Source organism: Streptomyces malachitofuscus (assembly GCF_055571035.1).
Genome location: NZ_JBVIGA010000012.1, coordinates 1 through 25,878 on the forward strand (window position 1 = coordinate 1; position 25,878 = coordinate 25,878).

21 protein-coding genes, 1 tRNA gene and 1 pseudogene are annotated in these 25,878 nt (G+C 68.5%); 13 read left to right on the forward strand and 10 right to left on the reverse strand.

Annotated elements, in window-relative coordinates:
* Positions 1 to 1,524 precede the first annotated feature (1,524 nt).
* Positions 1,525 to 1,857, reverse strand: coding sequence for a hypothetical protein (locus ACZ44S_RS18575; protein ID WP_466930266.1), 333 nt, complete (start codon positions 1,855 to 1,857; stop codon positions 1,525 to 1,527).
* A gap of 478 nt (positions 1,858 to 2,335) precedes the next feature.
* Between ACZ44S_RS18575 and ACZ44S_RS18580 the strand changes: the two genes are divergently transcribed.
* Together ACZ44S_RS18580 and ACZ44S_RS18585 are read left to right on the forward strand one after the other, a co-directional pair.
* Positions 2,336 to 3,490: a TIGR02391 family protein gene (locus ACZ44S_RS18580; protein WP_466930269.1), complete on the forward strand. Its 1,155-nt coding sequence runs from the start codon at positions 2,336 to 2,338 to the stop codon at positions 3,488 to 3,490.
* Between the two features lie 583 nt (positions 3,491 to 4,073).
* On the forward strand, positions 4,074 to 4,991 hold the full coding sequence (locus tag ACZ44S_RS18585; protein WP_466930272.1) for a hypothetical protein: 918 nt from the start codon (positions 4,074 to 4,076) through the stop codon (positions 4,989 to 4,991).
* Between the two features lie 167 nt (positions 4,992 to 5,158).
* Here ACZ44S_RS18585 and ACZ44S_RS18590 read toward each other — a convergent pair whose 3' ends face one another.
* Both ACZ44S_RS18590 and ACZ44S_RS18595 read right to left on the reverse strand, forming a co-directional pair.
* Positions 5,159 to 5,335: a ScoMcrA-related endonuclease gene (locus ACZ44S_RS18590; protein WP_466930275.1), complete on the reverse strand. Its 177-nt coding sequence runs from the start codon at positions 5,333 to 5,335 to the stop codon at positions 5,159 to 5,161.
* 248 nt (positions 5,336 to 5,583) lie between these two features.
* Positions 5,584 to 5,838, reverse strand: a complete 255-nt coding sequence (locus tag ACZ44S_RS18595) for a hypothetical protein (protein ID WP_466930277.1) — start codon at positions 5,836 to 5,838, stop codon at positions 5,584 to 5,586.
* Positions 5,839 to 6,349: 511 nt separating this feature from the next.
* On the opposite strand from ACZ44S_RS18595, the pseudogene ACZ44S_RS18600 reads away from it, so the two are divergent.
* Positions 6,350 to 6,814: pseudogene (locus tag ACZ44S_RS18600) on the forward strand (tyrosine-type recombinase/integrase); the annotation flags it as partial.
* A gap of 79 nt (positions 6,815 to 6,893) precedes the next feature.
* On the opposite strand, the gene ACZ44S_RS18605 reads toward ACZ44S_RS18600, so the two are convergent.
* Positions 6,894 to 6,967 (reverse strand) — tRNA-Gly (locus ACZ44S_RS18605).
* A gap of 506 nt (positions 6,968 to 7,473) precedes the next feature.
* Here ACZ44S_RS18605 and dcd point away from each other — a divergent pair.
* On the forward strand, positions 7,474 to 8,049 hold the full coding sequence (gene dcd / locus ACZ44S_RS18610; protein ID WP_132856835.1) for a dCTP deaminase: 576 nt from the start codon (positions 7,474 to 7,476) through the stop codon (positions 8,047 to 8,049).
* Entirely contained in the window at positions 8,046 to 8,543 is a 498-nt protein-coding gene (locus ACZ44S_RS18615) for a phosphoribosyltransferase (protein WP_466930281.1), read from the forward strand. Before dcd ends, ACZ44S_RS18615 begins: the two co-directional genes overlap by 4 nt.
* A 56-nt stretch (positions 8,544 to 8,599) precedes the next feature.
* Here ACZ44S_RS18615 and ACZ44S_RS18620 read toward each other — a convergent pair whose 3' ends face one another.
* The 3 genes from ACZ44S_RS18620 to ACZ44S_RS18630 all read right to left on the reverse strand — a co-directional run bounded on the left by ACZ44S_RS18620 (position 8,600) and on the right by ACZ44S_RS18630 (position 13,982).
* Positions 8,600 to 9,619, reverse strand: coding sequence for a Yip1 family protein (locus tag ACZ44S_RS18620; protein ID WP_466930284.1), 1,020 nt, complete (start codon positions 9,617 to 9,619; stop codon positions 8,600 to 8,602).
* 88 nt (positions 9,620 to 9,707) lie between these two features.
* Positions 9,708 to 11,183: a VCBS repeat-containing protein gene (locus ACZ44S_RS18625; protein WP_466930287.1), complete on the reverse strand. Its 1,476-nt coding sequence runs from the start codon at positions 11,181 to 11,183 to the stop codon at positions 9,708 to 9,710.
* 516 nt (positions 11,184 to 11,699) lie between these two features.
* Entirely contained in the window at positions 11,700 to 13,982 is a 2,283-nt protein-coding gene (locus ACZ44S_RS18630; protein ID WP_466930290.1) for a (Fe-S)-binding protein, read from the reverse strand.
* Between the two features lie 277 nt (positions 13,983 to 14,259).
* Between ACZ44S_RS18630 and ACZ44S_RS18635 the strand changes: the two genes are divergently transcribed.
* The 6 genes from ACZ44S_RS18635 (at position 14,260) to ACZ44S_RS18660 (ending at position 20,978) form a co-directional block, all read left to right on the forward strand.
* On the forward strand, positions 14,260 to 15,297 hold the full coding sequence (locus ACZ44S_RS18635) for an MraY family glycosyltransferase (protein ID WP_466930293.1): 1,038 nt from the start codon (positions 14,260 to 14,262) through the stop codon (positions 15,295 to 15,297).
* 93 nt (positions 15,298 to 15,390) lie between these two features.
* Positions 15,391 to 17,241: a molecular chaperone DnaK gene (gene dnaK / locus ACZ44S_RS18640; RefSeq protein ID WP_466930296.1), complete on the forward strand. Its 1,851-nt coding sequence runs from the start codon at positions 15,391 to 15,393 to the stop codon at positions 17,239 to 17,241.
* Complete coding sequence (grpE, locus tag ACZ44S_RS18645; protein ID WP_466930299.1) at positions 17,238 to 17,918, forward strand: nucleotide exchange factor GrpE; 681 nt, start codon at positions 17,238 to 17,240, stop codon at positions 17,916 to 17,918. Before dnaK ends, grpE begins: the two co-directional genes overlap by 4 nt.
* A 36-nt stretch (positions 17,919 to 17,954) precedes the next feature.
* Positions 17,955 to 19,130: a molecular chaperone DnaJ gene (gene dnaJ, locus ACZ44S_RS18650; RefSeq protein ID WP_466930302.1), complete on the forward strand. Its 1,176-nt coding sequence runs from the start codon at positions 17,955 to 17,957 to the stop codon at positions 19,128 to 19,130.
* A 6-nt stretch (positions 19,131 to 19,136) separates the two neighbouring features.
* Positions 19,137 to 19,586: a heat shock protein transcriptional repressor HspR gene (locus ACZ44S_RS18655; RefSeq protein WP_149548101.1), complete on the forward strand. Its 450-nt coding sequence runs from the start codon at positions 19,137 to 19,139 to the stop codon at positions 19,584 to 19,586.
* 285 nt (positions 19,587 to 19,871) lie between these two features.
* Complete coding sequence (locus tag ACZ44S_RS18660) at positions 19,872 to 20,978, forward strand: sugar ABC transporter substrate-binding protein (RefSeq protein ID WP_466930306.1); 1,107 nt, start codon at positions 19,872 to 19,874, stop codon at positions 20,976 to 20,978.
* 51 nt (positions 20,979 to 21,029) lie between these two features.
* Here ACZ44S_RS18660 and ACZ44S_RS18665 read toward each other — a convergent pair whose 3' ends face one another.
* Complete coding sequence (locus ACZ44S_RS18665; protein ID WP_466930308.1) at positions 21,030 to 21,734, reverse strand: response regulator transcription factor; 705 nt, start codon at positions 21,732 to 21,734, stop codon at positions 21,030 to 21,032.
* 388 nt (positions 21,735 to 22,122) lie between these two features.
* Here ACZ44S_RS18665 and ACZ44S_RS18670 point away from each other — a divergent pair, with 388 nt between their 5' ends.
* Complete coding sequence (locus tag ACZ44S_RS18670) at positions 22,123 to 23,154, forward strand: helix-turn-helix transcriptional regulator (protein ID WP_466930310.1); 1,032 nt, start codon at positions 22,123 to 22,125, stop codon at positions 23,152 to 23,154.
* Here ACZ44S_RS18670 and ACZ44S_RS18675 read toward each other — a convergent pair.
* Positions 23,117 to 24,091, reverse strand: a complete 975-nt coding sequence (locus ACZ44S_RS18675) for a helix-turn-helix transcriptional regulator (RefSeq protein WP_466930312.1) — start codon at positions 24,089 to 24,091, stop codon at positions 23,117 to 23,119. The genes ACZ44S_RS18670 and ACZ44S_RS18675 overlap by 38 nt on opposite strands.
* A 16-nt stretch (positions 24,092 to 24,107) precedes the next feature.
* Positions 24,108 to 25,052: a helix-turn-helix transcriptional regulator gene (locus ACZ44S_RS18680; RefSeq protein WP_466930315.1), complete on the reverse strand. Its 945-nt coding sequence runs from the start codon at positions 25,050 to 25,052 to the stop codon at positions 24,108 to 24,110.
* A 360-nt stretch (positions 25,053 to 25,412) separates the two neighbouring features.
* On the opposite strand from ACZ44S_RS18680, the gene ACZ44S_RS18685 reads away from it, so the two are divergent.
* Positions 25,413 to 25,748 carry a Rieske (2Fe-2S) protein gene (locus tag ACZ44S_RS18685; RefSeq protein WP_019524256.1) on the forward strand — a complete coding sequence of 112 codons (336 nt, stop codon included), beginning with the start codon at positions 25,413 to 25,415 and terminating at the stop codon, positions 25,746 to 25,748.
* Positions 25,749 to 25,878: the final 130 nt, after the last annotated feature.

Consider the following 25,878-nt stretch of genomic DNA (forward strand, 5'->3'; position numbering starts at 1 on the left):
GTCGCAGGTCGGCACGGCCGAAACGGTGGCCGATGCGCAGAAAGAGGTCGTCGAGTTCACGGTCCCAGGTCGCGTCGGCAAGGTCGTCGATCACGCGGGAAGGCTGCCCTCGTCACAACGCAGACAGTTCTCGATGTCATTCGTTGGAGGGGCGGTCCGGCAAGACCGCCCCTGACGTGCCAGCAGCCAACTACACTCCCGACGACGCCTCTGACCAGGCCAGATAGCGAAACGCTGCTGGAGTACTAGCTGTGACAGGGCGGCGAATGCCCCCGGCAGGATTCGAACCTGCGACACCCGCCTTAGGAGTTCGATCAATTCGTGGCACTGCCGGGGAGCCGCCTGGCCACGCTGGCCGTGCCGGACCGCCTGGGAGTGCTGGCGTCCGGCGCCGTTGATGTCACTCGTGGATGTCAGAACGGAGCCACCGCGTGCGCTCGCTGACACGATGGTCCCGTGGTTGACCTGGAGCGCATCAAAGCGGAGACCGTGGCGTACTTCCGAGCAGTCGATGAAGCCGCCACCCATCGGCACCACTTCGGCCACGCTGACGAGGCGGGCGGCTTGTGGTACATCGAGTCCGTACCTGACCGCGGTGAATGGGTTGTCATCAAGCTAGCCGAGCTGCCGGAGGCCGGTGAACTCCACCGTTATAGCTGGGAGCACCTGGAGGCCATCCCGGCAGACCCAAGTCAGCAGTCCAACAGACTTCGACAGTTTGCGGTGAAGGTGGCTACGGCTTCGTGGCTGCGCTCTCGATCCTCGACCAGCTCCTCAAGGGAGGGGACGGACCACAGCTCAGAGGGGAACCTGTGTCGGCCCTCTCTGGCGGCTATAGCGATGTCCAAAGCATTCGCCCATGAGTGCAGCTCCGTGATGACCTCGCCAGCTTCGTTTGCCGCTTCCTCCGGTCCCTCAAGAGCGATCAGACTCCCAGCGACGTCCAGACGCTCGATTACTTCGCTGAACTGTTCGGAAGGCGAGCAGAGGAGGAGGCCCGCGCTTCGAAGGCGTCTACGGCACTGTCACCCAACCTGAGAGCTTCCGTCGCCTGACTCACAAGCTGACTGAAGGCATCCCGCCGCAGTTGTCGACGCCAGTGCTCATGCTGGGTCCTTCTCTGATCTTTCCCGCTGAGTCGGGCAGCCCCCAACGTGCCTACGATGCCGATCAGGCCCCCGACCACTGCTCCTACCAACCCTGCTATGCCTTGATCCACGGCAGCAGTAAAGCTGAGAACCCAAACCTTCGGGCGGAGATCGGCTTGCTGTGGCCCCCTCTTTGGTCCGCCGGGCACGACAGATGCCCATTCACGATCACGTGAATGGGCATCTGTCCAGCGTCGGGGTGGCGGCCTTTGAAACCACGACCTCTTCGTCCCGAAGCAACTTGGATGACCGTCTGACCTTGGGCCGCTGAGCCTCTCACCTGCCCCGATGGTCCACAGGCGTCCGCGCTTGTCCGCCGCCGTACGTCGGCGTTGTCACGCAGTTAGACACTCACCCAGCAGGCGCTACGCGAGCTTCAGTCGCCCGCGAACCACAGGTAATTGCCTGGAGTGGCTGCGCACTCACCCAGCATCCTCGCGAGGTCGTCCAATGCGGCGAGCTGACGCTCGTCACTGCATCGTTGCTTCAGATCGCCAATCTCGCGGACGGCGGCTGTGGCCTCCTGCTCGTTCATCAACGTATCCCCGTACAGATCGACGGCAGTGAGCCTCCCGGGTACGCCGAGGAGCTGAAGAGAGCCGAGCGCATCGGCCAGAGCGTCGCCATGCCCGTAGGAGCTCTGCAGGCGTGTCGCGCGCCAGTTCTTGCGTGCCGGCCGTGATGAGTGCAGCTTCAGATCAATCCCCATGCCTCATGATGCACACGCTGTGCTGTTGAATAGCCGCTCGTGACCTGCGCGGTCACACGTGGTCAAGGCCTCTCGCTCACAGGTGCCTTCTTGCCCTGGGTCTTGTCGGATCTCTTGGTGGCCTGCGTTTTCGCTGTTCAGGAGTAATGGGCACGTGCGCCTGGTAGTCGACGTTGGTCATCATTGGCTACTGTCGAGCGACCTCGGACGGCCCAGGGACGGCTCAGTTTTGGCGCGCTCGGCTGACGGCCAGCACCCTCGATGCGCCCTGTCTGAACCTCAGCCGACGACAGTCAGCCAAGACGATGGGTCAGCCGCCCTTGCAGGCACGCGTGTGCCTCGCTGTGCCCCCGCCGGCCTGAGGCACAGCCGTCAACGTGCGTTGGTCGTCCTCGACTGCGTCAAATCCGGTGCCCGTGGGGCAGAGCGCGGTAGTAACCTGCGGGCATTGCTCGGGCTTGGATGCTGGGGGAAGCACGTGATCGTTCGCCACAGGGTGCCGGAAGGGATGCCGCGTCCCACAGGCGATGAGGGCCAGGCGCTTCTCGATGCGATCTGGCTGCACTTCAGCGCCGCCCGTCAGTGGCCGACTTTCGATGAGATCGACCGCAGGTTGCACCTGAAAGGTCTGGTCTTTGAGGAGGCCGTCCAGCAGCTGTGTCCGGCGCTGTTGCGGGGCCTGAACCGAGACATCTCGCTGCTCCCACAGGGCACGGCGCTACTTGAACTGACGATCGCAGGCGCTGCGAATACCGAAGGCGGGTCCGTTATCGGCGCTTTCCTCGGCATGGTGCGTACTGCAGCCGCGATCGAGCCCCACTTCGGTAGGCCCGATGAGCGGCCATCGCTGAGACCTCAGGATCTGAGATCGGCCGACGGTATCGACGCCGGGCTGCTGACTAGCGAGACGATGTACGCCGCAGCTGTGATCGGCGTGCACGAGCCTTGCTTTAACGGTGGCAGCTTCAGCCATGGGGCGAAGGACTGGACGCTGTACTTCGACCGGGACATTAGGCCGTTCGCTGACGTGCGCCAGTTGGAGGACTACTGGGAGAGACGCACGCAGGTACTCGGGGCGCCGCGAGCAGAGGGCGACAGTTTGCCCTTCGCGGATCTGCGGACCAACTACGACTACGTCGCGCCATGGCCGTCAGCAGCGCCACCCGTGCCAGCCCTTGCCGAGAAGTCGCCGAAGACTCTGACCGTCGAGTGCGTTCTGCACCCACTGGTCGCGGAGGTGGCCGCCGATCGGTTCGCCAGCGGTTTCTACCGCGACGCGGTGAGTCGCGCGTTCCAGGCAATCGAGAACCGTGTGCAGGAGTTGGCCAGCAGTGATGCGGTCGGGGAGAGGCTCATGGGTATAGCCTTCGGCGCCAGACCAGACCCCCCAAAGCTCACGGTGACCCGGTCCACGGGAGCCTCGCTGGAGAGCGAGCAGAACGGCATGCAGTTCCTCTTCAAGGGCGCAACTGGCGCGCTGCGGAACCCTCGGATGCACGGGCCGGCTGAGGAGGACGACCGTGACGAGGCGGAGGAGATGCTGGTGTTCGCCAGCTTCCTGATGCGGCGCCTGGACATCGAGGACGAGAAGCGCAAGCAGGAAGCTCTTCAGGCCGCCGCGTCACAGCCGTGATCCCGCACCGGCCTCCGGCTTGGATCGGGGCACCACACTTCGCCATGCTGCTTCCCCCTCCGGCCTCGTGAAGCTCTAGGCACGGTGTCTCGGCTCCTGCCGGCAGGGAAGGCGCACACCGTCCCTGTCTGGTGCGAACCGTCGGGGCGTGGCCCTGCCGGGCTCGGCTACTTTCACCGTGATTCCCCGCTGTTCCCCGCTCCATCTGGTGCGGTTGTGGTGCAGCCCGTGGAACCGACGATCTTGAAAACCGTCGTGGCAGCGATGTCACCGTGGGTTCAAATCCCACCGCCTCCGCGCGACGAGCAGTGAGAACGGCCCCCGACCAGGTGCACGGTCGGGGGCCGTTGTGCTGTGCAGCGCCCCTCTGGGCACCGTGACTTCCCGCGGCTTCCCGCACGATCGGGCACGGATGGGGCACGGGTAACTGTTGATCCGACGTCCGGTGGATACTGTGAGCAGGCAGGCACGGGCGAGGGCAGAACCAGAGCGGGCGATGCTAGCCATCTCAGCGATCAGCCTCCAGAGCGCCGATCGCGGTGGCAGGCTCGCATGGTTGCCTCTGAAGGAGTTCGACCGTCCTATGCGCACCCCTGGCTTCGTCCTCGCCTATCGTCGCCACCGCACCAAGGTGGTGGACGACCAGATTGATGAAGTTGAACGTGCTCTTGGCGTCCTGGGCTACTCGTGGATCGCCTTGCCCCTGCACATTCGAGTCGCGCTTCGCGAACACCGATGGTGGGATACCCGGGCCACGGTACAGAAGATCTGCCGCATAGCCCTGGCCTACTACGGCGTCGTGTACATTATGGCTCTCCTCAGAAACGAGCCGTGGCAGCCTGGTGCAGTGTTCGCCTGGCTCTTTTTCTGGTTTCCCCTCTACGGGATTATCCTCACCTTTCGGGCTCCGCGTCAGCGGCGCCGGTACATATTGGTGGCCGCCTGTATTTCAGCGATCAGATCTTGCGCCGAAGCCCGGACAGAGGGAAGCGTCCAGCGCTCTTGGCTCCTGCAAGCGGTCTCGTCTGAGGTGGCTTCCGTGGAGCGCGCCATCTTCCGCGCGCGTCGGGCTCAACTAAGAGTGGCACGCGGACGTCATTCCCGGCAGGTTGGTCTCCGCCAGCATGCCGAAAGAGTGGTGGCCGCTCTACGAGCCGCCGAGGCACGAATGGACGTAGATCGTCAGGATGCGGCGCTGGAGGCTCTGGCCGGCCTCCTAATTGGTATCGCTTCCAGCGCCGCTACGGGTCGAATTGGTGCACTGTTACCGGAGGGCGTCACTTCTCAGTACAGGGACGTGCGGGTGCGCGATTGGGAGGTCCTACGCACTGCAGTGGTCGCGGTGGTGATCACGGGCGCGGCCATCGGCGTTGGATTATTGGGACTTGGGGATGTCGCAGCCTGGGCTGTAATCGCGGGGGTGTTTGTCCTCGTCTCTCTTTTGGCATTCGGATCGGAATGGCGGCGGCTGGTCCACCTTATTGACATCTTCCGCGCCTGATCTTCCTGCTTCCAGCCCACGGAACCCTTTCACGTCAGTCAGCCGCGCTGGCAGGTGCGGGAAGCCGCCCGGAATCCACACAGGCAACGAGTGGCCAACCAGGAGGCTCAGCCACAACCCGACACCCCGCCGCTGAACTCCTCCGGTAGCAGCGCCCGACCGTGGTCCTACTTGTGTGTCACCCCGGCAATGGCCTTCGAGTCATATTCCCCTCCCTCGTGCAGAAGGAGATACGAGCGGGCCTCGCTGAAGTGGTACTTAGCCGGGAACTCGGACCAGCCTAGCTCCTCGTGCGCGGCGATGGCATTGAGTACGGCATCCCGTGTGATCGCACCTTTGCGCATGGTGGCAGGGGTGTGGCTGCTGACAGTCAGGAGCGGGTGTGAGGCGCCAAGGCTGAGGTCCCTGACCGTACTGGCCGGGGACCTCAGCAAGTTCAGCAGACAGGATTTTGAACCTGTGTCCTCATCCTTATCAGGCCGATCAGAACTCTGCGATGAGCGTGGTCTTCGGCAACTCAGAGGCTTGGTGCTGGTCGCCGTCGTCCGCCCTGAGCCGACCCGTACGCGACTGTTGGTGTCAGCCGCTGATGTCAGCAGACGGTGGGCTTGACGCGCGGTTGCGGAAGGCGTACCACAATCGCCTGCACAACGATCAGCACGATCGCGGCAACCACCAACCAAGTGGCCTGACGCAGAACGCCAGTCATCGTGGCGCCGTTGATCACACACGCCATGGCCACAGCCAGTAGGAGCATGATTTTCTTGCGACTGTCAGTCCCTCGTGCGAGAGTTGCAAGCAGGTGGGTGTCAAGCACCGACAGTCCACCGAGACCCGGGATGGGCATAGTTCCTCCTTGGTTGTCAGGAGGGCGCGCCCGGAGCCTCTTCCCAAAGGCGGGCGCGCCCTTCGGTGTTGATGCTCCAACGGTATGGCACGGGCCTGACAGTAGGTGCTTCTCGGGGTCAAGTCGCGAACTTGAACACGGCACCCCCGTAAGGATGCACTCGGGTCAACTCAGGCGAGCCTAGGCCATGATGCTTCAGTCGCCTGACCTGCGAGGATCCGCTCCTATATCACACCGGACTGACAACGCCGACTCTTACTGTCCACGATAATCTCGTGTCACATGGGCACATGAGTGGGATGTGCCAATTTAAGGCGTAACGAAGGTCACTTAATTCACGCTCGCCGGTTCTCTACCTGCCGGTTCCCACCACTACCCCGGTTCCCATCCCGTCCGCCGTCGACCCACACACCGTGGAGCGGGCGTGGTTCCTGGCGTCCAGGTGGAGCGCGCCACTGTACGAACGACCTGGACGCCAGGGGCCGCGTCTGCTCGGCTCTGCCTGGGTCGGACCAACGGCAGGCGGGCGCCCGGGCCGACCAAGTCCGATGCGGGTGCTCGCGTGGTCGTCCTCCCGGCCTTCCTCCGGAAGGAGGTGAAGCGGCACCTCGACTGGTTCGCCGAGAAGGGTCCGGACGGGTTGGTCTTCGTGGGGGAGAAGGGCGCGGCCTTCCGGCGCACGACGTTCGGGCGGAAGTGGCGGCGGGCCCGTGAGGTCGCCGGTCTCCCGGACGGCTTCCGCTTCTACGATCTCCGTCACACCGGGCACACCCTGTCGACCCGCTCGGGCGCCACCCTCCGGGACACGATGGTGCGCGCCGGCCAGTCCTCCGAGAAGGCGGCGCTGATCTACCAGCACTCCGACGAGGAGCGGCAACGGGAGGTCGCCGCCGGGCTGGACGACCTCGTACGCGCCGAACGTGCGAAGGACCACACCGACGACCGTGCGCACCACAGGGAGGAGTCGTCGGGCTAATGGTGCGGTTGTGGTGCGGCATCCACTCGCCGGTCTAGACAACAAAGAACCCCCGGGTCACTGACCTGGGGGTTTAGCATGGAGCGGGTGACGAGAATCGAACTCGCGCTCTCAGCTTGGGAAGCTGATGTTCTACCATTAAACTACACCCGCGTAAGATCCAGACCCCGTCGAATCAACGGTGTCCGAACGCTCGCTCACTCTACCTCATGCCAGGCCCCCGGTGTTCAACCCCCGGGGGCCTGACGGTGTTTCAGGCGTGGATGCGGCTGCGGAGGGCAGTCGTCGGGGCGTACCGTGAAGCCGTGGCGCGTGTCCGGGGTGCCGCCTGGAGGGTCGTTCCTTTGATCCCGTAACGTGGCTTTTGTCGTCAGGGCAGCAAGCCAGACGCGGCTCTTGGGGAAGGGACTCTTGGACTTGATGGAGCGCACCGTCGTCCGCTGTGCCGATGGGCACGTGTTCACCGCCACCTCGTTCCCGATGCAGCAGGCCGAGCGGCTCGGCCCCGGCCGGCTTCTGCGGTGTCCGCGCTGTGCGCGGCTTCGCAGTGTCGTGCCGGTCAGCCTGCTGAAGCGGTAGCGCGGGGAGAGAGACAGAGGGCGTGGGCGCGCGGGGCGGCCGGTTGTGGGCGTTCCGCGCGCCTTGCGTATTCTCGGGGCGTGCTTCTCTCAGACAAGGACATCCGGGCCGAGATCGACGCCGGGCGGGTGCGGATCGATCCCTACGACGAATCCATGGTGCAGCCGTCCAGCATCGACGTACGTCTCGACCGCTACTTCCGGGTGTTCGAGAATCACCGCTACCCCCACATCGACCCCTCCGTCGAGCAGGTGGACCTGACCCGGCTCGTGGAGCCGGAGGGCGACGAGCCGTTCATCCTGCACCCCGGTGAGTTCGTGCTGGCCAGCACGTACGAGGTCATCACGTTGCCCGACGACCTCGCCTCGCGGCTCGAGGGGAAGAGCTCGCTGGGGCGGCTGGGGCTGGTCACCCACTCCACCGCCGGGTTCATCGACCCCGGGTTCTCCGGGCACGTGACGCTCGAACTGAGCAACCTCGCGACGCTTCCGATCAAGCTGTGGCCCGGCATGAAGATCGGGCAGCTCTGCATGTTCCGGCTCAGCTCGCCGGCCGAGCACCCGTACGGCAGTGAGCGCTACGGGTCGCGCTACCAGGGGCAGCGGGGGCCGACGGCCTCGCGGTCGTTCCTCAACTTCCACCGGACGCAGGTGTGAGCGGCGTGCGCGAGAACCTCAGCTACGAGCAGTTCGGCGTCGCCGTCCGCGAGCTCGCCCAGACCATCGCCGACGACGGTTACCGGCCCGACGTGGTGCTCAGCATCGCGCGGGGCGGAGTCTTCGTCGCCGGCGGGCTCGCCTACGCGCTCGACTGCAAGAACATCCACCTGGTCAACGTGGAGTTCTACACGGGCGTGGGGACGACCCTCGAGATGCCCGTCATGCTCGCGCCGGTGCCCAACGCCATCGACTTCACCGACAAGAAGGTGCTGATCGCGGACGACGTCGCCGACACCGGCAAGACGCTCAAGCTCGTGCGCGACTTCTGCCTCGACGCGGTCGCCGAGGTGCGCAGCGCCGTCGTCTACGAGAAGACGCAGTCGCTGGTGAAGTGCGAGTACGTGTGGAAGCGGACCGATGAGTGGATCAATTTCCCGTGGAGCGTTCAGCCGCCGGTGGTGCGGCGGGACGGGCAGGTGCTCGACGCCTGACCACGACCACACGGAAGGGCTCCCCGGGGAGCCCCTTCCGTGTGCAGTCCGTCGGATCAGAACGTGCCCAGCTTCACGATCGACAGCAGCGCGACCAGCTGGATCGCCGACGCGCCCAGGGCCTTGGGCCAGGGCAGGTCGTGGGAGCGGCTGACCATGACCGTGAGCAGGGCGCCGGCCGCGACCCAGGTGGCCCAGCCGAGCATCTGGACGAAGGCGGCGTCGCCGCCCGCGAACATGGCGAAGACCAGGCGGGGCGCGTCCGTGATGGACATGATCAGCATGGAGAGGCCGACCGTGGGCTGCCAGGCGCCGTCGCCGCCGAGCTGGCGGGCCAGGGTGTGGGTGACCACGCCGAGGATGAAGGAGCTGAGCACCATCGCGACGGCCGTCGTCAGGACGATCGGGACCGCGTTGGAGAGCGTGGCGCTGATGGCGTCCTCGCGGGCGCCGTCGAAGCCGAAGACGGCGAGCAGGCCGTAGAGGAAGGTGACGACGAGGGCGGGGCCCCACATCGTGTAGTCGCGCATCCGGAGGAATGTCTGCGCGGGGGACAGGACGACGCCCTTGAGCAGGTCCTTCCAGTGCAGCCGGGGGCCGACCGGTCCGGGCGGCGGGGCCGAGCCGGCGCGGTAGGTGTCGCCCTGGTTGTAGGGGTCGTCGTTGATGGAGAAGGCCTGGGTGTGGCCCGGGTTGTTCGCCGCGTACGGATCGTGCGGGGCGCCGCCGTGGGGGTGGGCGCCGTCGCCGAAGTACTCGGGCTCGCCGTGACCGCCGTGCCCGCCCTGACCGCCGTAGCCACCGCGTCCGCCGTGCGCCTGCGGCCAGGGGCTGCCGCCCCCGTTGCCGCTGCCGTACGACGACGGCGGCTGCGGCGCCTGCGGGTAGCCGTACGACGGCCCCGGCGGCGTCTGCTGCCCGTGCGGGGGGTGTTGCGGTCGCGCGTGCGGAGCGCCGTTGTTGTTCCGGCCGCGTCCCATCCTGAATCCAGCCACGTCATCGAACGTACCTGGTCCCCGGCGGCCGCGTGCCGGACCCCGGCTTTCGGGCAGGGCTTTGCGGCCGAGCTGTGACATCCCCTAAGGGGTCGTCAGGCCCGTTGTCCGTCCTCCGTAGGGGTGCGGGTCGGTCCGGTCCTACGGAGGACGGAGACGCGGGGCTCGGTCAGTCGGCGAAGTTGGAGCCGAAGTACGGGGTGCCCGCCGTGGAGATGCCGGAGGTGCCCGCGCCGATGAAGCGGGAACCGCTCGTGGTGATCTTCGTGCCGTTGGACGGCATGTAGACCATCGCGCCGTCGCCCTTGTCCTCGGCGGAGCCGACGATCAGGTCGGCCCTGCCGTCGCCGGTGACGTCGTCGAGCTTGACGTCCAGGCCGAAGCCGTCGTTGTCCTCGTTGCCGCCCGGGACGCCGGTGTTGTTCTGGTGGAAGGACTGGCCGCCGGAGGAGGTGTTCAGGCCGTTCGCGGTGCCGTAGAGGATGATGACCATGCCGGTGTCGGCCTCGGAGCCGATGTTCTCGCCGGCGACACCGATGGCGAGGTCGAGGAAGCCGTCGGCGTTGATGTCGCCGAGGTCGAGTTCGTAGCCGAAGTAGTCGTTGCCCTCGGACCCGCCGGGCACGTTGCCGGTGTCCTGGGTGATGCCGGTGGCGGAGGCGGTGAGCGGGCCGGAGGCCGAGCCGGAGGTGACCCAGACCTTGCCGCCCTTGGCGGAGTCGGGGATCGGCGTGCCGTCCTCGGTGGTGGAGTTCCAGTAGGCGCCGCTGACGATGTCGCCGAAGCCGTCCTTGTCGATGTCGCCGATCGCGGTGATGACGCCGGGCTTCAGGGACTTGGCCGCGGAGGCCTTCAGACCGGTGCTCGAGCCGGGGATGAAGAAGTTGCGGTTCCAGCCGTACTCGGAGGTGGTCTCGAAGCCGTCGACGACCAGGTCGGTGGCGCCGCCGTCGACGTCACCGGCGGTCAGGTTGAGCGGGCCGTCGGCCTCGGCGCCCTGGATGGGCGGCGTGACGGTGTAGCGGCCGCCGGACTTGCCGGTGGTGGTGAAGCCGCCCTTGAAGACGTGGAGGGTGGCGTGGTCGGTGCCGACGGCCAGGTCGGCCTTGCCGTCGCCGTCGAAGTCGCCGGCGGCGAGGTTCTTGCCCCACAGGTCGTGGGAGGAGGGGGCCGGGTCGTTGACGGTGATGCTCTTGCCGGTGATGCCGGAGGCTGAGCCCCACAGGATGGTGAGGAGGCCGCCGTCCTTGTCGCTGCCGAGGTCCTCGTACGGGGCGGAGACGGCGACGTCGTCGTAGCCGTCGCCGTTGAAGTCGGCGTAGGCGTGGTCGTAGCCGAAGTTGTCCCCGGTCTCGGCGCCGCCGGGGACACCGCTGGTGTTCTGGCTGATGGTGTGGCGCTTGGCGGACGACACTCCCGTGGAGGTGCCGTAGAGGACGGCGAACTGTCCGGCCTCGGCCTTGCCGGCGACGTGGGCGCCCAGGGCCGAGGTGGCCACGTCGCCCCGGCCGTCGCCGTTGAAGTCGGCCATGGCGACGTGCGTGGCGTCGGCGGCGGTCGCGGGCGAGGCGACGAGGGTGAGCAGACCGCCCGTGAGCGCGACGGCGGTGGCCGAGGCGAGGGCGAGTCTCGTGTGTCGGTGCATGCGGGTTCTCCCTGCGGCATGCGAGGGATGCCTGGCGGGCATCCGGAGTCGATGAGGTGCCGGGGCCGTCCGGGTTCGCCGGGAGTTGTCCCGCGGTTCACCGGAGGTTCGGCGATCATGAGACCGGCGGCGGGCCGGGAGGGTTGTACGTCTGTTCGGTCAACTTCGAGGGTCCCGGTGGCGGGGCACGGCGAGGGCGCCGCGCGAAGGGCGCGATGGGCGCCTGGGCATGCACGGCCGAGGGACGCCCGGGCTCTGGGCATGCACGGCTGAGGGACGCCGGGGCGCGGCGAAGGGGCCCTGCGGGCACGGCATGAGGGCGCGCTGATACGGCGATGCGGCACCTGGGCATGCACGGCTGAGGGACGCCGGGGCGCGGCGAAGGGGCCGCGTGGACACGGCCGAGGGTTGGCCGGGCACGGCGAAGGGGCCGCGTGGACACGGCCGAGGGTCGGCCGGGCACGGCGAAGGGGCCGCCCTGTCGGACGGCCCCTTCTCCCGCCGGTCGGCGGCGAGTTACTTCACCGGCTCCGGTTCCGGAGCGTTCTCGCTCTCCTCGTCCCCGGCCGGGTCGACCGGGGTCTTGACGGATTCCAGCAGCAGCTGGGCGACGTCGACGACCTGGATGGATTCCTTGGCCTTGCCGTCGTTCTTCTTGCCGTTGACCGAGTCGGTCAGCATGACCAGGCAGAACGGGCAGGCGGTGGAGACGATGTCGGGGTTCAGCGCCAGCGCCTCGTCGACGCGCTCGTTGTTGATGCGCTTGCCGATCCGCTCCTCCATCCACATCCGGGCGCCGCCGGCGCCGCAGCAGAAGCCGCGCTCCTTGTGGCGGTGCATCTCCTCGTTGCGCAGGCCGGGGACCCTGCCGATGATCTCGCGCGGGGGCGTGTAGATCTTGTTGTGGCGGCCCAGGTAGCACGGGTCGTGGTAGGTGATGAGGCCCTCGACCGGGGTGACCGGGATCAGCTTGCCCTCGTCCACCAGGTGCTGGAGCAGCTGGGTGTGGTGGATGACCTCGTAGTCGCCGCCGAGCTGCGGGTACTCGTTGCCGAGGGTGTTGAGGCAGTGCGGGCAGGTGGCGACGATCTTCTTCGCCGACTTGGGCTTCTTCGACTCCTCCGTGAAGTTGCCCTCGTCGTCCATCTCCTCGCCGAAGGCCATGTTCAGCGCGGAGACGTTCTCCATGCCGAGCTCCTGGAACAGGGGCTCGTTGCCGAGGCGGCGGGCGGAGTCACCGGTGCACTTCTCGTCGCCGCCCATGATCGCGAACTTGACGCCCGCGATGTGGAGGAGTTCCGCGAAGGCCTTGGTGGTCTTCTTGGCGCGGTCCTCCAGGGCGCCGGCGCAGCCGACCCAGTACAGGTACTCGACCTCGGAGAGGTCCTCGATGTCCTTGCCGACGACGGGGACCTCGAAGTCGACCTCCTTGGTCCACTCCAGGCGCTGCTTCTTCGCCAGACCCCAGGGGTTGCCCTTCTTCTCCAGGTTCTTGAGCATCGTGCCCGCCTCGGAGGGGAACGCGGACTCGATCATGACCTGGTAGCGGCGCATGTCGACGATGTGGTCGACGTGCTCGATGTCGACGGGGCACTGCTCGACACAGGCGCCGCAGGTGGTGCAGGACCACAGGACGTCGGGGTCGATGACGCCGTTCTCCTCGGCGGTGCCGATCAGCGGGCGCTCGGCCTCGGCGAGGGCGGCGGCGGGGACGCCGGCCAGTTGCTCCTCGGAGGCCTTCTCCTCGCCCTCCATGGTCTTGCCGCCGCCGGCCAGCAGGTAGGGGGCCTTGGCGTGCGCGTGGTCGCGCAGGGACATGATCAGGAGCTTGGGGGAGAGGGGCTTGCCGGTGTTCCAGGCGGGGCACTGCGACTGGCAGCGGCCGCACTCGGTGCAGGTGGAGAAGTCCAGCAGGCCCTTCCAGGAGAACTGCTCGACCTGGGAGACGCCGAAGACGTCGTCGTCACCGGGGTCGGTGAAGTCGATGGGCTTGCCGCCGGACGTCATGGGCTGGAGCGCGCCCAGGGCGGTGCCGCCGTCGGCCTCGCGCTTGAACCAGATGTTGGGGAAGGCGAGGAAGCGGTGCCAGGCGACGCCCATGTTGAGGGTGAGCGAGACCACGATCATCCAGACGAACGAGGTCCCGACCTTGATCATGGCGACCAGGTAGACCAGGTTCTGCAGCGTCTCGACCGACAGGCCGTCGAAGGCCAGGACCAGCGGGTACGAGGCGAAGTACGCCGCCTCGTAGCCGTCGACGTGGTGCAGGGCGCCCTCGAGGCCGCGCAGCACGTAGATGGCCAGGCCGATGGTGAGGATGACGGATTCGACGAAGTAGGCCTGGCCGGACTTGGAGCCGGTGAAACGGGACTTGCGGCCCGGGCGGGTCGGCAGGCTCAGCAGCCGGATGGCGATGAGCACGGCGATGCCGATCACGGTCATCACGCCGATGAACTCGATGTACATCTCGAACGGCAGGAAGCCGCCGATGACCGGCAGCACCCAGTCGGCCTGGAAGAGCTGGCCGAAGGCCTGGACGAGGGTCGGCGGCAGGGTCAGGAAGCCGACGGCGACGAACCAGTGGGCGAATCCGACGATGCCCCACCGGTTCATGCGGGTGTGGCCGAGGAACTCCCGCACGAGGGTCACACTGCGCTGGTAGGGATTGTCGGTCCGGGCGCCGGCCGGGACCGGCTGGCCCAGCTTGAAGTACCGGACGAACTGGCCGATCGCGCGTGCGAGCAGCGCGACGCCGACCACGGTCAGGACCAGCGACACGATGATCGCGGCGAGTTGCATGGGGGCTCCTCGGGCCTGCGAGGGTTTGGAGAGGGATGTTCCGGTGTTCTGGATGTCCTCGGGGTTCCACTACCGGATTCCCGAGATTACTAAGCGGTAACTTATGCAGTCCGTTTGAGACTACCCCGATCCCCGGCCGCACTGTAGCCGGGCACGGGGTGATCTGAATCGCTGAGGGTTGCCTACCAAGGCGGCCCTCGGAGGTGTCCCGGATGGCGTCCGGGATCCGATCGTGTTATTCGCGCCAAATCGGTCCATACGCCCCTAACTTATATCCGTGCTCTACGGGATCGCCGCCGCCGCCACCGCCCTGCTGCTGTCCGCCCTTCTCACGGGACTGCTGCGGGCCCCCGCCCTGCTCCTGGGAATCCTGGACCGCAGACGGCGGCGCCCGCTGCCGCTGTCCGGGGGAGTGGCCGTGGGGCTGGCCACCGGCCTGCTCGCGGCCGCCGGTGACGCGGCGGGCGTCGCGCCGCTCGGCACCGGGGTGGGGCGGCTGCTGGCCGCGGGAGCGTGCGTGGGCGTGCTCGGGCTGGCGGCGGACATGTGGCGGCTGCGGTGGTGGGTCGCGCCGGCCGGTACGGCCGTGGCGGCGGCGCTCGTCGTGCCGTACGAGTGGACCGGGGTGCCGGGCGGGGCGCTCGCCGCCGCGTGGATCGTCGCCGTCACCGCCGCCTTCCGGGGGCTGGACCACGCCGACGGGGTGGCGGGCACGGTGGGGGCGGTGACCGCGTTCGGGGTGGCGGCCTGCGCGGCGGCCGAGCTGATGGACGGGGTCGCGGTGCTGCTGGGCGTGCTGGCCGCCGCGCTCGCCGGGTTCCTGCTGCACAACTGGCATCCCGCGCGGGCGGCGCTCGGGGCGGGCGGCTCGCTGTTCACCGGGTTCGTGATCGCCGCGGCGGCGGTGTTCGTGCGGGCCGGGCAGGGAATCGGGGCCGGCGCGGGGGTGTTGTACGCGCTGACCGCGGTGGCGTGCGCGGACGCCGTGCTGGTGGTGCTCGCGCGGCGGCTGGCCCGGTGGCCGGTGACGCGCGGCCGGCCGGACCATCTCGGGCACCGGCTGCGACGGCTGGGGATCGCCCCCCGCGCGGTGGCCGTCCTGCTCGGTGTGGCTTCCCTGGGCGGGGTACTGGTGGGGGTGGGCGTGCACATCGGACGGCTGTCCGGGGGTGCGGTGCTGTGGGTGGCGGCGGTCGCCGCGGTGGTCGTCCTGGCGTTCGTACGCCTTCCCGTCACCCCTGTTTTCCGTCCTCGTCAACGATCTTCCAGTGCGTCGTCGCAGGTCACGGGGCAGTTGCGTGTAAGGAACGGATAAGAGTTGAGTCCGCTCGACTCAGCTCTGTTGACCCTGCGGCGGGCGTCATGCATGCTTGAGTCCGTTCCACTCAAGTCAGCTGGAGGAATCGAAATGGCACGTGCGGTCGGCATCGACCTGGGCACGACTAACTCCGTCGTCAGCGTTCTGGAGGGCGGCGAGCCCACCGTCATCACCAACGCCGAGGGCGCCAGGACCACGCCGTCCGTCGTCGCCTTCGCCAAGAACGGTGAGGTGCTCGTCGGCGAGGTGGCCAAGCGTCAGGCGGTCACGAACGTCGACAGGACCATCCGGTCCGTCAAGCGCCACATGGGCACCGACTGGAAGATCGAGCTCGACGGGAAGCCCTTCAACCCGCAGCAGATCAGCGCCTTCGTGCTGCAGAAGCTGAAGCGCGACGCCGAGTCGTACCTGGGCGAGAAGGTCACGGACGCGGTCATCACCGTCCCGGCGTACTTCAACGACGCCGAGCGCCAGGCGACCAAGGAGGCCGGCGAGATCGCCGGTCTGAACGTGCTGCGCATCGTCAACGAGCCGACGGCCGCCGCCCTGGCGTACGGGCTCGACAAGGACGAGCAGGTCATCCTGGTCTTCGACCTCGGCGGCGGTACCTTCGACGTCTCGCTGCTGGAGATCGGCGACGGTGTCGTCGAGGTGAAGGCCACCAACGGTGACAACAACCTCGGTGGTGACGACTGGGACCAGCGCGTCGTCGACTACCTGGTCAAGCAGTTCCAGTCGGGCCACGGCGTGGACCTCGGCAAGGACAAGATGGCGCTCCAGCGCCTGCGCGAGGCCGCCGAGAAGGCGAAGATCGAGCTGTCCTCGTCCACCGAGACCACGATCAACCTGCCCTACATCACCGCCTCCGCCGAGGGCCCCCTGCACCTCGACGAGAAGCTCACCCGCGCCCAGTTCCAGCAGCTGACCGCGGACCTGCTCGAGCGCTGCAAGACGCCGTTCCACAACGTCATCAAGGACGCCGGCATCTCCGTCAACGAGATCGACCACGTGGTCCTCGTCGGCGGTTCCACCCGTATGCCCGCCGTCGCCGAGCTCGTCAAGGAGCTGACCGGCGGCAAGGAGGCCAACAAGGGTGTGAACCCGGACGAGGTCGTCTCCATCGGCGCCGCGCTCCAGGCCGGTGTGCTCAAGGGCGAGGTCAAGGACGTCCTGCTGCTCGACGTCACCCCGCTGTCCCTCGGCATCGAGACCAAGGGCGGCATCATGACCAAGCTGATCGAGCGCAACACCACGATCCCGACGAAGCGCTCCGAGATCTTCACCACGGCCGAGGACAACCAGCCGTCCGTGCAGATCCAGGTCTACCAGGGCGAGCGCGAGATCGCCGCGTACAACAAGAAGCTCGGCATGTTCGAGCTGACCGGTCTGCCCCCGGCGCCGCGCGGCGTCCCGCAGATCGAGGTCTCCTTCGACATCGACGCCAACGGCATCATGCACGTCACGGCGAAGGACCTCGGCACCGGCAAGGAGCAGAAGATGACCGTCACCGGCGGCTCCTCGCTGCCGAAGGACGAGGTCGACCGGATGCGCCAGGAGGCCGAGAAGTACGCCGAGGAGGACCACGCCCGCCGCGAGGCCGCCGAGTCCCGCAACCAGGGCGAGCAGCTCGTCTACCAGACCGAGAAGTTCCTCGCGGACAACGCGGACAAGGTCCCCGGTGACGTCAAGACCGAGGTCGAGGAGGCCGTCGCCGAGCTGAAGGAGAAGCTCAAGGGCGACGACACCGCCGAGATCCGCACCGCCACGGAGAAGGTCGCGGCCGTCTCCCAGAAGCTGGGCCAGGCCATGTACGCCGACGCCCAGGGCGCCCAGGCGGCCGGCGGCGCGTCCGCCGGTGCGGGTGCCGGGGAGGCCAAGGCCGACGACGACGTCGTCGACGCCGAGATCGTCGACGAGGACCGGAAGGACGGTGCGGCGTGACCGAGGAGACCCCGGGCTTCGACGAGCAGTCGCAGCAGCCCGACGTCCCCTCCGGCGCACCCACCGACGACGCCGAGCCGAAGGCCGCCGACACGCCCTCCGCGGAGGACACGGCGGCCCCGGCCGGGGACACGGGCCGTGAAGCGGCCCTGGTGGCGCAGCTCGACCAGGCACGCACGGCGCTCAGCGAGCGCACGACGGACCTCCAGCGCCTCCAGGCCGAGTTCCAGAACTACCGCCGCCGGGTCGAGCGGGACCGCGTCGCGGTCAAGGAGGTCGCCGTCGCGAACCTCCTGACCGAGCTGCTTCCCGTGCTCGACGACGTCGGCCGCGCCCGCGAACACGGCGAGCTGGTCGGCGGCTTCAAGTCCGTCGCGGAGTCGCTGGAGACCACGGTGGCCAAGCTGGGCCTCCAGCAGTTCGGCAAGGAGGGCGAGCCCTTCGACCCGACGATCCACGAGGCGCTGATGCACAGCTACGCGCCGGACGTCACCGAGACGACGTGCGTGGCGATCCTGCAGCCCGGGTATCGCATCGGCGAGCGCACCATCCGCCCCGCGCGGGTGGCCGTCGCCGAGCCGCAGCCGGGCGCGCAGCCGGTCAAGCCGGCCGAGGAGCAGGCCGAGGAGCAGGACGGCTCGGAGAACAAGGAGAGCGGTGGCCCGGACGAGGGCTGACGCGGGAGCTGACGCAGGGAAGGAGGGACGTCGGGGATGAGCACCAAGGACTTCATCGAGAAGGACTACTACAAGGTCCTCGGCGTCCCCAAGGACGCCACCGAGGCCGAGATCAAGAAGGCGTACCGGAAGCTCGCCCGCGAGTTCCACCCGGACGCCAACAAGGGCAACACCAAGGCGGAGGAGCGGTTCAAGGAGATCTCCGAGGCGAACGACGTCCTCGGCGACCCCAAGAAGCGCAAGGAGTACGACGAGGCGCGCGCCCTCTTCGGCAACGGCGGATTCCGTCCGGGGCCGGGCGCGGGCGGCGGCTCCTTCAACTTCGACCTGGGTGACCTCTTCGGGGGTCAGCCCGGCGGCCAGGCGGGCGGCGGCTTCGGCGGCGGCCTGGGTGACGTCTTCGGGGGCCTGTTCAACCGCGGCGGCACGGGGGCCACGCGCACCCAGCCGCGGCGCGGTCAGGACATCGAGTCCGAGGTGACGCTCAGCTTCACCGAGGCGATCGAGGGTGCGACCGTCCCGCTGCGGATGTCGTCGCAGGCGGCCTGCAAGGCCTGTTCGGGCACCGGCGACAAGAACGGCACACCGCGCGTGTGCCCGACCTGCGTCGGCACCGGGCAGGTGGCGCGGGGCTCCGGCGGCGGCTTCTCGCTCACCGACCCGTGCCCCGACTGCAAGGGCCGCGGTCTGATCGCGGAGGACCCCTGCGAGGTCTGCAAGGGCAGTGGCCGGGCCAAGTCCTCGCGGACGATGCAGGTGCGCATCCCCGCGGGCGTCAGCGACGGGCAGCGGATCCGGCTGCGCGGCAAGGGCGCCCCGGGCGAGCGCGGCGGGCCGGCCGGTGACCTGTACGTCGTCGTGCACGTCGGCGCGCACCCGGTGTTCGGCCGTAAGGGTGACAATCTGACCGTCACGGTCCCGGTGACGTTCGCCGAGGCGGCCCTCGGCGGCGAGGTCCGGGTTCCGACGCTCGGCGGTCCGCCGGTCACGCTGAAGCTGCCGCCGGGCACGCCCAACGGCCGCACCATGCGGGCGCGGGGCAAGGGCGCGGTCCGCAAGGACGGCACCCGCGGCGATCTGCTGGTCACCGTCGAGGTGAGTGTTCCGGGGGACCTGTCGGGGAAGGCTCGTGACGCGCTGGAGGCGTATCGCGAGGCGACCGCGGACGAGGATCCGCGGGCGGAGCTGTTCCAGGCCGCGAAGGGAGCTTGATTTCAGATGGACGGCCGTCGACGCAATCCGTATGAACTGACCCAGGACACCCCGGTCTACGTCATCTCGGTGGCGGCCCAGCTCTCCGGCCTGCACCCGCAGACCCTGCGCCAGTACGACCGTCTGGGACTGGTGTCCCCGGACCGTACGGCCGGCCGGGGCCGCCGCTACTCGGCCCGTGACATCGAACTGCTCCGTCAGGTGCAGCAGTTGTCGCAGACCGAGGGCATCAACCTGGCCGGAATCAAGCGCATCATCGAACTGGAGAACCAGGTCGCGGCCCTCCAGGCCCGGGTGGCCGAGCTGGAGGACGCGCTGGACGGTGCCGCGGCGACGATGCGTCAGCGCGAGGCCGCGGTGCACGCCTCGTACCGCCGTGACCTGGTGCCGTACCAGGAGGTGCAGCAGACCAGCGCGCTGGTGGTGTGGCGGCCCAAACGGCAGCAGTCCGACTGACCGCGCGGCTGACGTGGGGCAAGGGGCCCGGTGGACCGACGAACTCGTCGGCCCACCGGGCCCCTTCCCTTCTGTCCGGCCCCGTCTGTGACTATGGTATGGCTGCGTGTCCAGATGATCCTTGCCGTGCCTTCGCAGGTCACACACGAGTTCAGCGCACCGTGTCGTGTCCATCTCGTTAAGTGGCTGCCCTTGACTCCGATGGGGGCGGAAGCGTTGGCTTTTCAGTCACATGGGTCGCAAAGCTGTGCCCACGTCCAAAACGCACCTGAAGTGAGCCCTCGCATGCGTCGTATCGCCATATCCGTGGCCGCCACCTCGATGTCCGTCATGCTCGCCGGCTGCGGCGTGCTCAACGCGACGGAGAGCAGCGACGACGCGAGCCCGGCCAAGGGCGACGACATCACCGTCGGGCTGCTGCTCCCGGAGAAGGCCAACACACGGTACGAGCAGTTCGACTACCCCATCTTCAAGACGAAGGTGGAGTCCCTCACCAACAGCAAGGGCAAGGTCGAGTACGCCAACGCGGAGGCGGACGCCGGCAAGCAGGCGAACCAGCTGCAGCGGATGATCGACGACAAGGTCGACGTCATCGTGCTGGACGCGGTCGACTCCCACGCCATCGCGGACGGGGTGAAGAAGGCCAAGGACGCGGGCATCCCGGTCATCGCCTACGACCGGCTGGCCGAGGGTCCGATCGACGCGTACATCTCCTTCGACAACGAGCTGGTCGGCGAGGTGCAGGCCCGCTCCCTGCTGGAGGCGTTCGGGGAGGACCTGAGCATCACCGACAAGATCGTGATGATGAACGGCTCGTCGACCGACCCCAACGCCAAGCAGTTCAAGGCGGGCGCGCTCTCCGAGCTCAAGGGCAAGGTGACGATCGCCAAGTCCTACGACACCAAGGACTGGAAGCCGGAGAACGCCGAGGCCAACATGACCGAGGCGATCAACGCGATCGGCGCGGAGAACATCGAGGCGGTCTACTCCGCCAACGACGGCATGGCGGGCGGCATCGTCAAGGCCCTGCAGGCGGCCGGAGTGACCGACCTGCCCCCGATCACCGGCCAGGACGCCGAACTCGCGGCGGTGCAGCGCATCATCACCGGCGAGCAGTACATGAGCGTGTACAAGTCCTACCCGGAGGAGGCCGAGAGCGCCGCGGAGATGGCCGTGGCGAGGGTCCAGGGCCGTGACATCCAGTTCGACGCGCTGACCCGCGAGCGGGTGGACAGCCCCACCGACAAGGACATCCCCGCCCAGCTCGTCCCCGTGGTCGCCCTGACGCAGGACAACATCAAGGACACCGTCATCGCGGACAACATCTACGAGCTGTCCGACATCTGCACGGCGGAATTCAAGTCGGCCTGCGCGGAACTCAAGCTCAAGTAACCCCGCCCGTCGCCTTCCAGCCACCCCCGGTCCTCCGGCCGGCGGGTGGCCTCAGCGCGGCCGGCCCACTATGCCGTCTCCGGGGTGGCCGGCCGGCGCCGTGGTGTGCTGTGCCGTCCGTCCCGGTGCGCTGTCGGCCTGCCACAGGATCCGGGCGGCCTGGACGCGGTTGCCGACGAGGAGCTTGTTGTAGATCGCCCGGATGTGGTCCTTCACGGTGTGGCCGCTGATGCTCAGCGTTTCGGCCACGACCGGGTTCGACGCGCCGTTGCTCACCAGTTCGAGGATCTGGCGCTCGCGCGGGCTGAGCGAGGCCAGCAGTTTCCGTGCGGCGACGGCCTCCTCGGCCGGCTGCCCCGGCCGTACGTACTGGTCGACCACGAACCCGGCGGCGGTCGGCGCCAGTGCGACACTGCCCGCGGCGGCGGCCCGGACCGCCCACGGCAGGTGCCGCGCACCGTCCTCGCGCAGCAGGACCCCGCGGGCGCCGAGCCGTAACAGCATGCGGGTGGCCCGGTCCGTCAGCCGGCCGACCAGCACGACGCGGGCGGGCTCGGCGGCGCGCTGGGCCCGCAGGGCCGCCAGTGCCTCGTCCGGGTCGTGGTGACTGGCGACGAGGACGTCCGGCCGCGTCGACCGTACGAGGCTGGGCGCCTGCTCCACCGTGCCGTCGCCGACGACCGTGATCCGGTCGTCGGTCTCCAGGATGTGCCGGACGCCCGCCCGTTCCGGCGTTCGGCAGCCGAGTATGCCCACGCGTATCACTCTTCTGTGCTCCCCCAGGGGTTCGTGGCAGGCCGACCGCGCGTCCATGAGGGCGTTCTCCCGGCGCTCGGCCGTGCCCCGTTGCGTTCCACCGTGCCGAAATGGCCAGTGCAAAAGGCCACTTGCGTGCGGAAGTGGTCGGCTTCCGTTTCGTCCAGCATGCACGGGCTGTCACCCCGTCGCCACCTTCAGCTTGTTGCACGCCGAGCAAGCGGTGGGGTCCATAAAACATGCTTTACATGGCATTCCGGGGCGGCGGGCGAGCGGAGTCACGTTGCGGGAGCGGGGACGGTCCGCGCATAGTTGCGCCTGCGGAGAGCGCTGGCACTCCGAGGCGGGCCGACCGGCCGAGGAGCTGGAACCGGGGGTGGGATGGGCGATGGCCGGGCACGGGACGGACGGGCATCCACACGGTGCTGACCGACTGTGCGAGGCCGGGGATCGCGTGTATTCCCGGGCCGTACGGCGCGGACGGCTGCCCCGGCGGGAGGCGGGACCGGTGCCGTGCCTGCTGGAGCTGGCCCTGCTGCACCCGGACCCGGACGACATGGACTGGCTCGTGCCGACCGCACCGCAGGAGGTCATGACCCGGCTGCTGCGCGAGATGTACGACGAGGTGAGCGCGAGCCGACGCCGGGTCGGGTCCGCCGTGGAGGCGTTCGAGCGGTACGCCGGACTGGGCCGTCAGGTGCTCACGGCACCCTCGGCGGCGGAGGGCCCGGCGATCCGGGTGCTGGACGGGCTCGCGCGGATCCAGGCCGCCATGGACGAGGCGACCCAGGCGTGCACGAGCGAGGTGCTCACCGTCCAGCCCGGCGGCATCCGGCGGGAGGCGGAGCTGTCGGAGGGCCTGCACCGGGCGATGGCGCTGCGCGGGCGGGGCGTGCGGATGCGGGACCTGTACACCCATGTCGCCCGGCACGGGCACGGGTTGCTGTCCTACCTGGAGCTGATGGGCGACGCGGTGGAGGCACGCACGCTGGACGAGGTGATCGAGCGGCTGATCCTCTTCGACCGCACGGTCGCCTTCATCCCCGCGAACTCCGAGCGCACCATGGCGCTGGAGCTGCGCCACCCGGCGCTGGTGGAGTACCTGGGCACGGTCTTCGAGCGGTTGTGGCGGCTCGCCATCCCGCTGACCGCCCCGCTGCCCGACACCGGCATCGAGGGCATCTCGCACCGGGAGCAGTCCATCGCGGCGCTGCTCGCGGAGGGCCACCAGGACGCGGTGATCGCGGAGCGGCTGGGCATCAGCGTGCGGACGTGCCGGGCCCACATCGCCCGCCTGTCGGAGACACTGGGGGCGGCGAGCCGTACGCAGCTGGGGGTGCGGATCGCGCAGGCGGGGCTGGACGGCGCACGGCCGCCGGTGGTCATTCCCCCTGGTCGAGGATCCCCGACCGTCCGATGAGGTAGCCGAGCTGCGCGCGGCTGCTGCTGCCCAGCACCGCGGCGAGCTTGGCGATGTGCTCCCGCGCGGTGCGGATGTTCATGCCGAGCCGGTCGGCGATGACGGCGTCCGTGTGTCCCTCGACGAGCAGGGCGGCGATGGCGCGCTGGCGCGGGGTGACTCCGTTGAGGGTGGGCTTCCGGTCCGCTTCCGGGTACATGGGCGAGGCGAGGTGCCACAGCCGGTCGAAGGTGGTGACCAGGAACGTCACGATCGCCGGGTGCCGGACCTCCAGGGCCGTGGAGCGTTCGGGGCCGGCCGGGATGAAGGCGACCTCGCGGTCGACGATGACCAGACGGTCGGTGATCTCGTCCAGGGAGCGCGCCTCGACGTCGCCGCTGAGGCGTTCGTAACGCCAGGCCAGCGAGGGCGCGTGGCGCAGGGTGTGCTGGTACAGGGCGCGGATGCGGCCGCCCCGGTCCAGCAGGGCCTGGTCGCGCCGGATGGCGGGCTCGTGGACGGCCGGGTCGAACCGGACGTAGCTGCGGTACGGCTGGACCGCGAGGAGTTCCGTGGCGTCGGACATCGCCTCGCCGATGACCAGCCCGATGCGCTCCATGCCGTTGTGCCGGGTGACGAGGGAGGATTGCTGCTCCACCGGTTCACGGGCGCGCAGCAGCGGGGCCAGGGTCTCCGCGAGCCGTTCCTGACGCCGCCGCTCCTCGGCGACGCGGTCCTCGGAGGCGCGCAGCAGCCGGTGCAGGGCCAGGTGCGGTGCGACCGGCTCCAGCCGCGCGGGGTCGTCCTGGGTGGGGCGGAGGAGGCCGAGGCGGAGCAGGAGGGGCGCATCCGCGTCCGTCGCGGCGGGCAGGTGGCCCTCGTCCAGGGCGCGGGCGTACAGGTCCAGTGCCTTCGCCCGCAGCGCCTCGGTGGCCTCGCGTGGCGCGTCGCCGCTCATGCTGGTCGCCCCCCGCTCAGTGGTCCTGCTCGAGAATGCCCGACTGTGCGATCAGATACCCCAGTTGGGCACGGCTGCCGCTGCCGAGCGCGGTGGCCAGTTTCGCTATGTGGGCCCGGCAGGTGCGGACGTTCATGCCGAGGCGGCGCGCGATGGCCTCGTCGACGTGTCCCTCGACGAGCAGTTTGGCTATCGAGTGCTGGATGTCGGTGAGGCCGTCCGCGGCGGTCTCGTACGGGGTGCCGGCGGTGAGCGGGACCGCCCGGCCCCACATGAACTCGAAGACCTTGATGAGGTAGCGGACCAGGCCGGGGTGGCGCAGTTCGAGGGCGACCTGGCGGTCGTCCCGGACGGGGATGAAGGCGACGGTGTCGTCGCAGATGATGAGGCGTTCGACGAGCTCGTCGATGGTGCGGTACTCCACCTTGCCGTCAGCGAACTGCTCGGTCCAGGCGATGCGTTCGGGGTTGTACCGTGCGGTGTGCTGGTAGAGCGTCCTTATTCGCACCCCGCGTTCGATGAGTGGCCGGTCGCGCTCCAGCGCCTCGATCAGGCGCTGCTCCGGGTGACGGTTCTTCGGCTGGACGGTGAGGACTTCGTGCCGGCATTGGGAGGTCGCCAGGTCGAGCGCCTCGTTGATGCGGTCGAGGCCTTCGAGCACAGTGATGGAGTGGACCGGTTCCGTCAGGGGCGCGCCGAGCCTTATGAAGGGCTCGAACGTCTCCGCCAACTCCATGGTCAGCCGCCTGCGTTCGGTGATCTCGCGCTCGATCGGGTCCAGACGCTGGGCCAGGACGACGGAGGGCGGGACGGGGCGCAGCCAGTCGGGGTCGTCGGGATCGGGGTGGAGCAGGGAGAAGCCGACCAGGCAGGGTGCGGCTTCGGCCTCCGCCCGGGGGATACGCCCCGTACGCAGAGCGTTCGCGTACAGACGACTTCCTTCCGCGCACAGCTCCGACATGGGATGGGGATGCACGGCTTTGGTCCGATTCGTTGACAAATCTCCACCCCCCAGGCTCCTGAACATGCAGGAACATGATGCACCGATCGTGTGGCCATGACGTGCCCGAATGAGCCATCGTCTTACTTGACGGGGGAAAAGGGGACCTTCGAGTGAGGACGAAGCCGACTATGCGTAAGAGAATGCTTCGCTCGGTGCTTGTCGCCGCCTTCTCCGCCATTGTGGCCTTCGGTGCGCTGAGTGGCCTTTCCGGCACACAGAGTGACGTGGAGGGTGACACGGTCTGGTCGAGTGGGGCCGTGGGCGCGGGTGACGGCGAGGACGTGGTCTACCTCCCGGCAGACACCGTCTGGAGCTGACGTGACCACCCCACCTGACGACCGTTCCTTCCGCCGTGAGATGGCGACCGCCTACCGATCCGGATGGCATTTCATCGACCTGGTCACCGCCATCCCCCACAGCGGCGACTCGTTGATGGTGACCGTGTTCGGTGAGCCGGTCGTCGTCACGCGGGACGAGGACGGGGACGTGCGGGCGTACCGGTGTCTGCGGCGGCCCCGGGGCGCGCCGAAACCCGTGCGGTGTGCCATCCGGTACGGAATGATCTTTGTGAACCTGGACCAGCGGGACCATCGGCAGGTGGAGTCCGACTCCCCCGCCCCCCGGACCATCTCGGCCACCCCCCGCAGTGCCTGACGCGATTCCCCCGTCGTAACAGATCGCGCAGGTGCTTCCCCCCGCAGCGGGGGGGGGGGGGGGGGGGGGAGGGGGGGGGAGGGGAAGGGTGGGGGGAGGGTTCTTGTGTTTTTACCGCCGCGCGAGGGAT